Annotated in this window: 9 protein-coding genes and 1 pseudogene; 3 read left to right on the top strand and 7 right to left on the bottom strand. The window is 50.2% G+C overall.

The window, feature by feature from the left end; genetic code table 11:
• Positions 1-4: 4 nt before the first annotated feature.
• Positions 5-1,993, bottom strand: coding sequence for an RNA-binding domain-containing protein (locus ACYZTY_RS30250; protein ID WP_461956676.1), 1,989 nt, complete (start codon positions 1,991-1,993; stop codon positions 5-7).
• Positions 1,994-3,135: 1,142 nt separating this feature from the next.
• Here ACYZTY_RS30250 and ACYZTY_RS30245 point away from each other — a divergent pair.
• Positions 3,136-4,138: pseudogene (locus ACYZTY_RS30245) on the top strand (integrase domain-containing protein).
• Positions 4,139-4,623: 485 nt separating this feature from the next.
• Here ACYZTY_RS30245 and drt3b read toward each other — a convergent pair.
• Both drt3b and drt3a read right to left on the bottom strand, forming a co-directional pair.
• A complete protein-coding gene (drt3b, locus tag ACYZTY_RS30240; protein WP_461956675.1) occupies positions 4,624-6,606 on the bottom strand; it encodes an antiviral reverse transcriptase Drt3b in 1,983 nt (660 codons plus the stop codon).
• Positions 6,603-7,922: an antiviral reverse transcriptase Drt3a gene (drt3a, locus tag ACYZTY_RS30235; protein ID WP_461956674.1), complete on the bottom strand. Its 1,320-nt coding sequence runs from the start codon at positions 7,920-7,922 to the stop codon at positions 6,603-6,605. The genes drt3b and drt3a overlap by 4 nt, the downstream gene beginning before the upstream one ends.
• Before the next feature lie 623 nt (positions 7,923-8,545).
• On the opposite strand from drt3a, the gene ACYZTY_RS30230 reads away from it, so the two are divergent.
• Entirely contained in the window at positions 8,546-8,758 is a 213-nt protein-coding gene (locus ACYZTY_RS30230) for a hypothetical protein (protein WP_461956673.1), read from the top strand.
• Between the two features lie 513 nt (positions 8,759-9,271).
• Here ACYZTY_RS30230 and ACYZTY_RS30225 read toward each other — a convergent pair.
• The 3 genes from ACYZTY_RS30225 to ACYZTY_RS30215 are packed head-to-tail and all read right to left on the bottom strand — an operon-like array spanning position 9,272 to position 10,899.
• Positions 9,272-9,982, bottom strand: coding sequence for an SDR family NAD(P)-dependent oxidoreductase (locus tag ACYZTY_RS30225; protein WP_438661586.1), 711 nt, complete (start codon positions 9,980-9,982; stop codon positions 9,272-9,274).
• A gap of 42 nt (positions 9,983-10,024) precedes the next feature.
• Positions 10,025-10,681, bottom strand: coding sequence for a DsbA family oxidoreductase (locus tag ACYZTY_RS30220; protein ID WP_461956672.1), 657 nt, complete (start codon positions 10,679-10,681; stop codon positions 10,025-10,027).
• Positions 10,678-10,899: a tautomerase family protein gene (locus tag ACYZTY_RS30215; protein ID WP_461956671.1), complete on the bottom strand. Its 222-nt coding sequence runs from the start codon at positions 10,897-10,899 to the stop codon at positions 10,678-10,680. The genes ACYZTY_RS30220 and ACYZTY_RS30215 overlap by 4 nt, the downstream gene beginning before the upstream one ends.
• A 642-nt stretch (positions 10,900-11,541) precedes the next feature.
• Here ACYZTY_RS30215 and ACYZTY_RS30210 point away from each other — a divergent pair.
• A complete protein-coding gene (locus tag ACYZTY_RS30210; protein WP_461956670.1) occupies positions 11,542-11,823 on the top strand; it encodes a DUF3077 domain-containing protein in 282 nt (93 codons plus the stop codon).
• A gap of 73 nt (positions 11,824-11,896) precedes the next feature.
• Here the strand turns inward: ACYZTY_RS30210 and ACYZTY_RS30205 are convergent, their stop codons facing one another.
• Positions 11,897-13,510, bottom strand: coding sequence for a Fic family protein (locus ACYZTY_RS30205; protein ID WP_461956669.1), 1,614 nt, complete (start codon positions 13,508-13,510; stop codon positions 11,897-11,899).
• Positions 13,511-13,730 lie beyond the last annotated feature (220 nt).

The raw sequence follows: 13,730 nt of genomic DNA, 5'->3' as shown, positions 1-13,730 counted from the left end.
TAGCCTACTCCTCGTCCTGCCCACCAACGTACGCTTTGTACGCCTGCCTTTCATGAGTCGGCTTGGACGGAAATGCCAACTGAATCTGCCTACTTTTCACCATTCCATTCAGGTACTGCTGACGGAGGGCATCTGGACTGCGCTTTACCAAATTAGCCAACACGTTGAGCGTCAGATAGTGCTCCTTGCATAGGGTGATAATCACCTGTTGCATACGATCCTTTTGCATGCGCTCTCGATTGCGCGGCTCCTCAGCCAGTATTTCGAGCTTTTCTCGAAACCCTGCATCAAGCCTGTCCAAAGCATCGATCAGCGGCGCGTCAATATGATCGCTCAACAAGCAGCCATCATCGTTTCGCTGCATATCCAGCTCGACCTTATGTTCGGAGCTACCTGCGTTATGTTCGGAGCTAGCCCCGTTATGTTCGGAGCTGCCGGCGTAATGTTCGGAGCTCTGTAGCGGACCTGCGAACACTTGCTCCGGCGTAGGCAGTTGCTCACCCGGCAGGTGATAAATCATGCCCCGTGAGCGCCCGTCGGGCACAAGGAATCCCTCGCGTACCAACCGCGCAAGCAGTTGGCTCAAGTCATGAGCATGAGTATCACAAATCTCAAGGAGACGATTATGGCTGACCACCCGCTCAATCGCGGCCGTGGCCAAAATCAACCTGGCAGTATGTTCCAAGCTCTCGAAACGAACCCCAAATCGCTCTCGTAACTGCTCCACCACCCCTTCAGGAAGCAAGTCCAACATGCGAAGCTCAAGAAGGGTTTGCTCGGGCTCGGGCTTTTCATAAAGGGCTGGCGGTCGCCAATGCTGGCTGCGCCACCCGCTGTAGATTTTTGGAACCCCAGAACCACCACGCTCGCCAAGGCCTATAAGAAGAAACATTTGGTGCATTAGCCTGTTCCGGCAATCGCTGGTACCACCTTGCAACACCTGCTCAAGGGGTAAACGTAAGCCGCCAGGATTGCGAAAGCCAAACAAGTCAGGACGCTTCACGACTAACACAGAAACCCGCCCGGTATAGTCGGCATGGACCAAGGTATTAACCAAAGCCTCGCGCAGAGCTTCATGTACCGGTGTGTCATCCTGGCGCTGATCACCTTTGAGAACGAACGGTACCTTTAGGTCCTCAACCAACTTGCGATAAACCCGCCGGTAGAAATCAAACAGATTTCCTGACCAGGTTCCATCAGGGACGAGTCTATCCACCCAACGTAGTTCTGTTTTGGCGTGCGGCCGCTCCTGATAGTCCACAAAGTAATGCGGCACACTCTCTTGGATCGAAAGCCAGCGTCCGAACATTAGTAAACCTGCCAGAGTCAGCCCTTCGACTCCGTTCGCGCGGTCCTTTCGCCAGCCGCCTATCTGTCGGAGAAACTCAATCCCTTGGTGCTCCAGCGCTGGATGGCCTGGCTTTATGTCGCTAAGCATCTGGCGGTAGATACGCAGACTGTCCGGATCGATGTCTGCGAAGTCGTAATTTGGCAAAATCCGCTCGTCCCGACAGTCCTCCACTTGCTCTGCGAACATGCGGCGAACATCTTCCTCAGAGCAACGCCGATCACCCTCATGTAATCGACGATAAGTGTTACCTAGCGGCTGACCATTGAGAAATACCGGCTTCTGCTTACGCGAAGCCGCCGGGATTTTCACTTCAAGTACCTGCTTGCCCTCCAGCTCTCTGACGACCACCTCCCGGTCAGTCAGCAGATTGATACTGACCTTGGCCGGATTGTTGAGGGTATTGAACAGGTCAGTACGTACTTTCTCGATATTTGATAGGCCTGCAACGCTGAACCGCCCATCCTTCTCGCGCACGCCAAGCAGTACTACCCCACCCTGAGTGTTAGCAAAAGCGGAGTAGGTTAACCAGAAATCCTTAGGCAACTCTCCCTTCCCATCCTGCCCCTGAGCGAGCTTGCATTCGAGCTCGACAGATTCAACCAGCGAGGGCAGGTCTTCAAGGGTGTGGGGATTGAGTGACATCAAAGACTTCCTAAATGATCAGCCTGCTTCACGTAGCTGCAAAAGGTCGAAGAAAAGACATACGTGCGGGGATTGTACTCAGTCTTCCATAGTCGCACGCAACTCGACGAGCGGAGACTAATCATGAACTGGTGGAGCCGATTTCCAGTCACCCATCAGCAGGAGGATGTCACTCCTCACGACTCTGCACGAATGTCACACGGCCAAAAGCCAATCGCGGCGCAGCAAAGTAAGCGTACGTTCTCGAAATCTCGATGATCCGCTTGTCCACGCGGGTCCATCCAAACAGGGCTGCAAAGCCGCCCTGCTTGGATGGACCTCACTTAAAAAAACTAAAGCCCACGCAACTGTCTGTGGAAAACCACTGATCTCCACCAGTGGATAATTTCATCCACAGCCGCAGGACTCCCAAAAATTCGAGCCTTGACCCGAATTATCCACAGGCGTAGAAAAGATCGGGCAAAGCGCTGTCGTTGACAGCAACCCCAGGTAGCCAGAACCTTTAAGGCTACGCCATACCGTGGTGGTTCTCCCAAAGTGCGATTAGCGTCCGGCGGCTCGCACGGTCACAGCGATGTGATGGATGCCTACTTTTACCAGTGTGCCCATTATGGCAACTCATCCCCTTTCATAGCTGCACTGCAGCAACCTATCTGCTTGGCCATTCCCGTGCGCCAACCTGCGCCCGTCTCTTTCTCCCGGAAAGAGACGGGCGCTCCTACCACTGCTGCAGCCCACCTCGTACAAGGCTTTGCGGCATTCCCCCACGTGACAATCGGCGTGACAAACACCGAAGTCACCAGCAACAGCGATGCAGATGATGGTGCCGCAGCCCAAGGAATGGACTGCACCTGACTGACAGTCAGGCATGCCCCGGTCATCGCATCACTGCTTCACCTGACTCAGGATCTCGCGGCGCCGGTCTCGACAGCCAGTGCAGCCTCCACCCGCCCACCGCTATCGGTGTTCAGGAGGCCAGATCATGAGATGCCCAAGCTCCCGGTCGTAAAGAGCCGCCAGTCCCGCGTTAGTGGACAACCCTCACAGGTCGCAGGGGCCTTGATCCCTGATAACACTCAACATTCGTGGCGGGATGACGTGGGGAAGGTCTCAAAGATTTTGGCTTCGAGAGGAGTTTGATCATGGCGTTGGTCGGTAAACGAGATGGGCGCAATTTTGGCTACGGTCGGCAGTTGAGCTATGCCGGGCCGCAGGCATTGCGGGATCTGTTTGGCGGCGGGCGTTACGGCACGGTCAGGGCGCACAGTGATCGGTGGCAGGCGCTTGTGCGATGGTGTCGTTCGGAGGATGGGCCGGGGTTCAACGATGCGCGGCAGATCGATCGGCAGACCTTGCTGGACTACGCCGGGCATTTGCGTCAGCAAGTTGAACAGGGCGAACTCGCCATCGCCACTGCGCAAAACCAATTGTCCAGTGTGAATCGGACCATGGCCGCGCTTCGCGGTGATCAATATGTGAAGGTGCCGAGTCCGAGCAAAGCGATAGGAAAGCGATAGGAAAGCGATAGGAAAGCAGCGCACCAGCGTCCGCACCGTAGCACCGAAAGGCCAAGACCATTATCAGGTGAAGCAAATCGTCGATACGCTTTGCGAACACCAACTGCCACGCGCTGCTGCCATCGTGCAACTGGCGCGAGCAACCGGAATGCGCTTACGAGAGGCCATATTGGCCGGCCTTCCGCGTCTAAAACGTGAGGCCGAACTATACGGCAAGATTAACATCCAGGATGGCACCAAAGGCGGCCGCTCAGGCGCGTCGGCGCCTCGCTGGATTATGGTAGATGAGCATATTCGTGATGCATTGAGGTTTGCCAAACAGGTCTCGCCCGACGGTAGCCGCAACCTGCTTTCACCGAACGAACGCTACCTCGATTTCCAACAGGGAATCGCCCGTCCCGCAAGGGACATCCTTCATAAGCACAATCTCAAAGGCTTCCACGAGTTGCGGGCAGCCTATGCGTGCGAACGCTATGAGCAAATCACCCGTCATCCCGCGCCAGTCAATGATGGCAGATGTTATCAACTCGAGCGCCATCTCGATAAAGAGGCTCGAATACAGATCAGTTATGAACTTGGGCACGGCCGTATAGATATTGTTTCGGCTTATATCGGTGGTCGAACATGAGTAAAACCATCGATATGGAGTTGTTCCTGGCGAGCGTACTGATCGGGTCGGATGCCACTCGAGTTCGTCATTTACGTCAAGCGAGGACAATCCAATCCGCTATTTCTAAGCGCTGGAAAATAGATAATCCTTGGAATTGTAAACGAAAACACTTGGTATGGTTTCTAAACTATTACACTAGTGCTAACGCACCAACAACACGCTACTACTACCTACTTTCAGTTAAAATTCTTGTTTTGCGCCTAGACAAGACATGGCAGTTTTAGGCAAGGAGAAGAGAGGCATTACGTTTGCATGGAAAAATAGTGTAGGGTATCCAACCAGTATAGTGTGTGCGGTTGCCCGCCATTCCTTGACCAGCAAATGATTCCATCCCCTCCCCCCTAAAAAGCTCATCCAGAGCCTCCGCGGAAATCGGTTTCGGTTAGCCAACCTTTTCAGGTCGTAAAGCTGATCGGTATACCCTACTCAAAAAATATAGATCACTAGTAACCTTTTAGCAATTCCTTTTTTTCTAGAGCAGATAGAAAGTCTGCATTTTCCCATGATACAAACCAAGGAAACTTTTCCAACCGCAAAGCGAGATCAGCCACCATCGGCGCTGTTGGAATCTTACTATTAATCTGCTTATACAATTTCTCTGCGATTTTATGCTTAAACTTTTTATCAATATAGGGACAGGTCATAATATCTAAGAACAAATAGATTTTTTCAGCATCCGATCTAATATCTGATAGATCTTCAAGCTTTGCCTTAATATTTGAAAACACAGCCCTTTTTATAGATGCATAAGAAGGAATATTCTCTACATAGTAAAGCAACGAAATTATTTCGAAATATGACATTTGACGACCGATTGAAACATCTACAATGCTTTGCAACGTTTCCCGCGGAATCAAATAATCACTACCTAACCCTTTGAGCACAACGAGTAAATTTAACGCCTCAAGCATTGCGTGATCGCTATTGCCAGAGGACATCTTCGCATATTCACTACTCTCAAAAAAGTCACGACATGCAGTGTAGATTTTACTTTTTATTGAGTTCAACTCATTTGGAAGATGTGCCTCGTAGAAAGAACACGAAAGTGTCGCTGCTACAAAAATCTTCACCGTACCTGTATGACTGGGATTTACGGTAAACAAATGGAAAATCACGTCAATAATTACATAATAGAAATCGGAATATTTATTGAGATCTTCGTCATCAGAAAATACTCTACCAATATTCGCCTCTGTCACCTGGACTAAAATCCTCGTCAAAGCGGATATTAAATAACCACAAACCATGCCATATGCATCGACGTCCGCAATACAAGCAGCCTTAACTTCGCTAATAAAATCAACCACAACCCTTCTACGGTTATATATTCGATTAGGAGTAAACTTGCTTGCACCATCGGAACTACCTACAGCGACCATTTTCTCTGAAAATTTAGCCAGCGTATTTTTAACAACTTTCAAAGATCTGGTTTTACCAGTTACAAACGGTCGAGAAGCTTTAATTGTTTTTGCTTTGTTTATGTTTAGTTTATATTTTTTCGCATTGCTCTCTATTGATCTATATACCTGCTGTGCAAAATCTTCACTTATAGCGAAAACAAAAATATCGTCAACATATCTACGAACAGCATAATCCCTTCCTAAGACTAAACCTTTTTTGGCGACTTCTTCCTCTACATCACGATCAATTTGTTGAAAAATAATTTCAGCAAATATCCTACATACTTCAGGACCTATCACAATCCCAGCAGTTTCGTTATAGTTTGACGCCTGCATCAATCGATCAAAAACGGCTCCAAATGTATTTTTGACGCTCGAGTTAGCTTTAGAGAACTCTTTCGTTTTCAACGCCCAAGTTATCGAGTGCGTGTAAATGCTATCAAAAAATCTTGATATATCAATCGACCAAAAAGAAGAGTATTGCTGCTCTAACTGCAAAAAATCGTAGGATTCAAAAAAACGATAAAGCCGTGTATATCCAAAATAAGAGAAGTATGACGAAAGGTATCTGTGCCTGGACTCAGTTGCAGAAACCACCACATTATCGGAGCGAAATTTTTTTATATTGTCATTCTCGCTCTTTGTATAGTACTTACTCGCCACCCCACCTGGCCGGCGGATACTGAACGAGCTTTTTAAGCAAGAAAAAACAATTTGATCACCGTAAGTCTTATAGAGCTCCACAAAGCTAACTTGAGACCTAGGGTGCAATAAAGATAAAGTTCGGACAGACGCCTCATCCTTACGAATCTTATAGGTCAATGGTAAGGTATACTCCGACGCCAAATCTCGATAGAACAAATAATCCATTATGTCCGGAAAGAGACTACTTCCAGCTTCATACTTTTTAAGATGCCAGTAAAAACCGAGATTACTAAAAACTATAGGGACCTCATACGGACACGTCTCAGTTAGCACAACTCTAGCAAAGTCCTCTTTTTTTACTCGACGCATCCCGGGTTTCATTTACGCCAACACTCCTTTATTTTCTTTAGCGTATCATATTTAAATGAATGAAATCTTGCGTTCACAAACCCAGTTCTAAAACCATACCCAGCCAACTGCTTTCTTTTATCAAGGCTCAATGCTGATATAACCCTTCGTGAAAGCTGATGTTTTGTAGAAAATAAGACTCCACGAATAAAGGCGTCCAACTCATCAAGCGCACAACGCCCGACGAAATTTTTCTGGACATAGTTATAATATATGCCGGTTTTAATATCTACTCCGGTCATCGGATCGACGATATAATAATTCCCTGTCAAAGCCCTAACTCTATTTTTTAACAGGACGAAATCAGTAGGATATTGCGAACTAGCAAGATAGCTTGAAAACGAATTAAGCAATCTCTTTTTAATCTTCTCAACTTTTACCTTAGATATATCACAAAACACCTTTCTACGAAAAACACCGTTTACTGTTTCTTCCGAATGCTCGCTGAATATTCTAATGTTATAACCAAGATAATCAAATCCATCTAATTTTTTACCAGCGGCTTCCTTAGCAACTTTCCCTACTGCGATATAATCTCTTTTCCCCGCAGTGTGAAACTCCAGCCCTTGAGGCAATAATTCTTCAACCTGACTTTCAAAGCTACCTCTCGCTATTTGCCCAGATGTAACTATAAGAATATCATCCACAAAACGTGCATAGTAAAAAACTCCTGGGAGCGCGGATACAGCTAGATCAAATTCCTTTAGATAAAACTCTGAAAGAGTAGCGCTAATTCCTAGACCTCGAGGCAATCCAGTCACATCATATGCGGCCAGCGTGTTAAGAAACTGATCCAGTAAAACAATTGTTTGCCACGAACACTTTCCTTCTCCTATCAGCCGCTCGAATAAGAGTTTCGAATCAATACTCTCGTAAAATTTCTTTATATCCAATCTATAAACATCAAAAGGAGACCCCTCCTTAAACATAGACATTGCATTAGATATGATAGTTTGGCGATCAGCTTGTTTAAGTTTATAGTTCACTCTAATATTTTTTGAGACAAGTCGCGCCACCAGATCAGCCGAAGAAATATTGAACACATATCCTTTATCCGACCCAATATTTATCTGCCTTAAACACCCATTGAAAACTTGGCCACGACTTAATAAATTTAGAGTTTTGTTCGCAAGATCCGCACGATTGTTTCTGTCTTGCAAGTGAGGAAATCTAATAATATCTTGAAAGCCTATACATTCAACAAGCTTCCTACTCGTGTATGGTATTTCTATCATCATGACTACATACTCACAAGACGCGGCTTTATGTGCGCGCTTCGAAGCTTCCATTTTCGAGTTAATGCTAGCGATATCCCTAACACTTTGGACGTCGAGCCCCTCATTTTGTCCTATCGACTATCAGTCGAAGCTATCAAAAAGCCATCGCGCCGTCCATCCAAGGTCCCTCACGGATCAATATGAAGTTTCTATAGATGCGGCACCAACCTGAAAAAACAGAGAAAGACGCGCTGATTTTAACTACTCAGCCTTCCTTGATAGCATGAAATGACGTGAAGGGATTAAGGTATTTTTAGGGATACAAAACTAATCATCAATACAATAAATTCTTTAAAAACAATGTATTACGATATAATTCGACTCCTGGTGCCGCACCATACGCAATATCGAAAAAGGCTCACCGAAAGGTGAGCCTTTTTCGTTTATGGGTCTTACGCTCCCGAGATTCCCCTGCTCGCTCCCCGTTTCGTGTTCGCTCCTCTTCCGCCCTTTTCGCTGAAGGTTGGTTATATTCATCAAAGGTGCGAATCGACGCATCCAATTCTGGCACCGAGTGTCTTAATACATCACCAAAACGATGAGCGGTTACGGTCGAAAATCAGTGAAGCGGCATAATGACAGCAGTGCTTATGCACAACCTGCCACTTCACTCCGCCGTTGCGAGCCCCTTTGTAATGAACACCGAACGACGTTACTCGATCATCCTGGAGCACAGCGCCGAGGTGCTGCTTGAACATGCACCCATGGCGCAGATAGAGGCATTTTGGGACGCCAACGATACCCGCTACTTCGGGTTGCGTATGGAGGACGAGCACAGCGCGCACGCACGAGTGATTGTTACGGACGAAGTCCCCGACGAAGAAGATGCAGTGCTTCCTTGTCTGTAGAAAAAAGGGCACGGATTTAGTGTTCCATCTGGTGCCGGCATCACACAAAACAAAGCCCTCGTAGAAATACGAGGGTTTTGTTGTTTCTGGGGTATGGAAACATTCCCCCGGGACGCCGCCTCATTGTGGCGATAGAAGCCAACAAAGCCTTACCTCCATCGCCAGACCAAACATTGTCTGCGCGCCTGCCCCGTTACAAATTCGCGTCACTGCAACGTTGATGGGCTCTCACACTTACCTATAATGCACCCCAACACACCCGCCAAGCCTAGGTTGACCCAGTCAGCAAGCTCAAATCGTGCGGGTTTTTTGGCCTGGAGAAAAGCTACACGAGGCCCTTTGACAAACCGCCCTCAGCGTAGAACAGCAATTGGAACTGCTAAAGCAACGAGGCCTACAAGTCGCCAACGACGACCAGTAAGAGAGGGGACGGATATATTTTCGACTACAAAAAACAAAGCCCTCGTAGAAATACGAGGGCTTTGTTGTTTCTGGCGTTTGAAAAACCAGCTCTTAGTGACCCGCGCTCTGCCCACCATCCACGTGCAGAATTTCACCAGTAACAAAGTTGGCGCTGTCCAGATACACAACTGCCTGAGCGATATCGCTGATCTCACCCATGTGCCCAACCGGATGCAGATTCCCCAGCGCTTCATGAGTTTCCTCACCATGCATCGGAGTCTTGATGATGCCAGGAGAAACCGCATTCACCCGAATCCCGCGCTTGGCGTACTCGATGGCCAGGGACTTGGTCGCAGCGTTCAAACCACCTTTAGTCAGCGAAGCCAGTACCGATGGCACACCATCAATCGCGTGGTCCACCAGGCTGGTGGTGATGTTCACGACGTGGCCTTTGCCTTGTTTCTCCATCTCGGTGATCGCGAGTTGGGTGATGTAGAAGAAGCCATTCAGGTTCACCGACAGCACCGCTGCGTAATCTTCAGCGGTGTAAGCAGTGAACGGCTTGGCAACGAAGATCCCGGCGTTGTTGACCAAGGTATCGATGCGTCCAAAACGTGCGATGGTTTCGCGGATCACTTGCTGCGCAACTGCCGGGTCGCCGATGTCGCCTGCCACGGTGAGGATGTCCGGGTCGGTGGACGGCTTGATCGAACGCGAGGTGGCGACAACTTTGTAGTCCAGATCGCGGAACGCCTTGACCATGCCTGCGCCGAGGCCTTGGGATGCGCCGGTGATTACGATGACTTTTTTCGAATTGCTCATGATGAACCTCTACTAATTAATAAGGGTTTGAAAAACAGGTAATCAGGCTTCGGCGGGGGCATTGGCCATTTGTCTCAACATCTGTTCGTAGTACTCGACCGACTGCGAACCGGACACCAGGTGACGTCCGTTAAGCACCATGGCCGGCACCGAGTTGATGCCGTGCTGGCGGTAAAACGCTTCAAGCTCACGCACTTCTTTGGCAAACGCGCCGGACGCCAACACCTCTTGAGCAGCCGCCGCATCCAGTCCTGCTTCAGCCGCCAGACGAACCAGCGTCTCGCGATTACTCGGGTTCTCGCCGTCGGCGAAATAGGCGCGCAACAGGATTTTCTTCAGTGCGACCTGTCGTCCTTCCTGCAACGCCCACAACAGCAGCCGATGCGCATCAAACGTGTTGTAGAAGTGAGTGCGCTTCTCCAGGTCGAACTTGAAACCGAGGGCCGCGCCACGCTCGATCTGCATCGCTTTGCCAGCGGCGACGTCCTCGGCGGTGCGTCCATACTTGCGCATCAAATGCTCGACCGCTTTTTCGCCGACCGCCGGCATGTCCGGGTTCAACTCGAAGGGCTTGTAGGTCAGCTCCACCGACACTTCACCGGCCACGTTCTCGATCGCTTGCTCCAGCGCCGTCGCGCCCAATGCGCACCACGGGCACACCACGTCGGAGATGAAATCGATGGAGACGGACGCGGTCATGACTTGCCCTCCGCGTCAGCCAGTTGCTTTCGGTACTGGGTGGTGGTGATGCCGGCGTAGCCCCAGTTATCGGTGTCGACTTCTTCGATCACGATGTGGGTCAGGTGCGGATCCTTCTTCAGGACGCGTTCCAGGGTTTCAGTGATTTCGGCGATCACCTGAGCTTTCTGCTCAGAGGTAACGCCATCGCGGGTGATGCGTACGCTTACGAAAGGCATGAGGACTCTCCAGTGACCTTCCCTTCGGAATGAATGGGTCGGCGTTGGAGCTCAATGTATGGAGTTAGCTGGAGGGGATAAAGGTGGGGGCGGGAACATCATTAGTTACGCAGTGTAATGATTGTCTCGATGAAAGACGCTAAAACTGTTTGCGTCGAAAATGATTAATCGGCCAACTTCCATTTACCGCATCGTTTAGATATCGCCAAAAAATGGAGAAATGCTCATGACAATTCGATTTTTCGACAGCCCGTTCCATGTCACGCACGACGAGGAAATCGCCAACAAAATGGTGGGGGAAGTGGAGCTATCGATAGTCACTGATTGCCCTCGAAAGCCAGGCGTCGAAGAGAATGAGGCCGGCGTCAGGTTAGACGTGGGTCATTTACGTATTCCCAAGCCTCAGGTCCCGTAAATCACTGAAGCTCTCACTCTACGCCACCACCTAGCCACGATTGCGCATCTGCGGCCCTCAAGCTACTTTCAACCCGTCGCTGCCAATTCAGCGACCGGGCCTGAGAACTCGAATTTGATGCAGAAACCAACTGGAGTTCTCCTTATGAATGCCCGCAATCCATTCAAAATTTTTGCCATTGCTGCACCAAGTCACGCACACCTCCGCCCAAAAACCGGAGGTGCCCAATGACCAACCCTCAAGACCTGAAAACCATCGGCCTCACCCCTTTCTCCTACCACTCCAACCAACCGCTCTTCCGCATCAACGCAGGCGTCCCGGTCATCGCAGCCCTCTCCCACGCCTCCGATCTGCTCCACGTCGCCAAGCTACTCGCATCAGACGCGGCCATGGTTCGCGACACCGATCGGCATGCCTGGGCATCGCATTATTTGCAGGATATGAGTAAGGCGATCATCGATGATGTGGTGAAGGTGTTGGACGCGCCGATGAACAATCGCAATCAGTAACGCCGTCACGTACATCAAACAACTGCGCGCATAGAAAAGCCCCGATTCAATCGGGGCTTTTTGCGTAAATCGGTCATCGGCCCACTGGCTGATTCGGGTGGTATCGATCACTCACGCTACTGTCTATCGGCTCCTCCCCCCGAACCGACTGAGCCACCGCTTCGATAATGGCAGCCCAAATATCCGGCCTTGCCAGCACAGGCATTTCCTTGGCCAATACGTTGCTCAGCTTCCCTTCGTTCTGCTCTATGGATCGCAAGAGCCGATCAGCCTGTTGATCAGGCATCTCAACGACTTCCTTGATTGCCTGTCTGGCCCTTATGTGGCTGCGCAAATACCGCGACTCTTCACGCATCTGTTCGGTGATGGTGCGGCGAATGACGTTGGACATGAAAACAACGTGTGGCCCCAGGTTCGGATAGCGCCACACCGGGCGGGCCTGATCCTGGCCTGTGAATTCAATATTCGAGACCACGCCGTCAGGGTATTGCGTACGCGTATTGGCGAATGCTACCTGGTCTCGTATGCCCTGCATGAGCGGTTTTGAAACCTGATCCAGCACGCTGTCATAGAGACGCCGTTCAGCAGAGTCGTCAGTGATAACAGCTGATATCGGAAGAATCACCGGGTCTGGAATGGCCCCATCACGACGCAGAATATCGTTGATCAGGAAGCGATGGACTCGGCCGTTGCCATCGGCCAGCGGATGGATATACACAAAAGCAAACGCTGCTACAGCACTGCGCATGACCGGGGACTGCCCTTGAGTGCGATTCAGAAAGACGCGAATGCCTTCCAACATCCGCTCCAGATCGCTCTCCGGGGGAGCGACGTAATAGACGATCTCCTGATAGCGGACAGTTTCGCCAACAAACACCGGAGATTGCCGAATCCCCATACGTGTCAGTGTGGTCACTGCTCCAAGGATTTCTTCTTGCATCTCAGCCAGTGCAGCATCGGTGAGCGGCAGTTCGCCCTGACCGGTTCGTCGTGCCAACACATCTGCGAAACGCTGAATACGCGTAGAACGGTCCGCCTCCCCTTCAATGGCGAAGCTGGCTTTGCTTTCCCTGAGTGTCATCCATGCGGCGGCGCGCAGCAGAAGCGCTTCGCCAAACTCTGCGGTCAGTTGACCAAAGAGGTGAGGCACATCGAGGTCCGCTGCTGACTGGACGGCTGCTGTCTTGACGACGATCGGGCAGAAGTCGCTCGTGCCAGGCAGGTTGTCATGCACGCGCCAACGCGGCACCTTCACCGCCTCTTCGGGTGAAGCCGCCACCATCAGATCGGCGTTGATGGCGTCGACATACTTACCGCCTATAGGTTCTGGCGCCTGCAACCGCTCGCCAGTGAGCCACTCAAACAAGAACGCCGACCTGCGGGCATATTGGCCGGTGGGCTCGTCATTCAACCAGCCTTGTACCGGTGCAGGACCCACCTTGGTAAACAGTCTGGTCAAGAACTCAAGGTTCGGAACTTCATGCCGCAGGTGAAATTGCAGATGGGATGAAAAGTCCGGATCGGGGCGCATGTTCTCCGGATAGGTCTCAAGACGAAACCCGTCTTCGACCTGAGTTGACCGTCGGCTACCGACCTGACTTAACACGGGTAGCCGTGCTATCGGCCGCACGTCGAATGTCGTTGCTAGCCAGGCAGCACCGATGGGGTCTACGGGAAACTCGCTCACGTCACACTCCTTTTAAAACCTCGGCCAAATCAAACTGCCACAAATGGAGAGTAACGATCAAAATCAGGTTTTGCTGCATAAAAATGATTATTTTTCGGGACTAATGCATAAAAACGAATATTTAGAGCACTTCAAATTGAGCTCCACCAATGGGAATTGGGCACCGTCGAACTGACCCCAAACGCATAAAAATGATTTTACTTGCTCAAAAACGATCATA

It is taken from the genome of Pseudomonas sp. LB1P83 (assembly GCF_054897885.1).
Note: the sequence above shows the minus strand (reverse complement) of the source record. Positions and strands in the feature narration are given on the sequence as shown.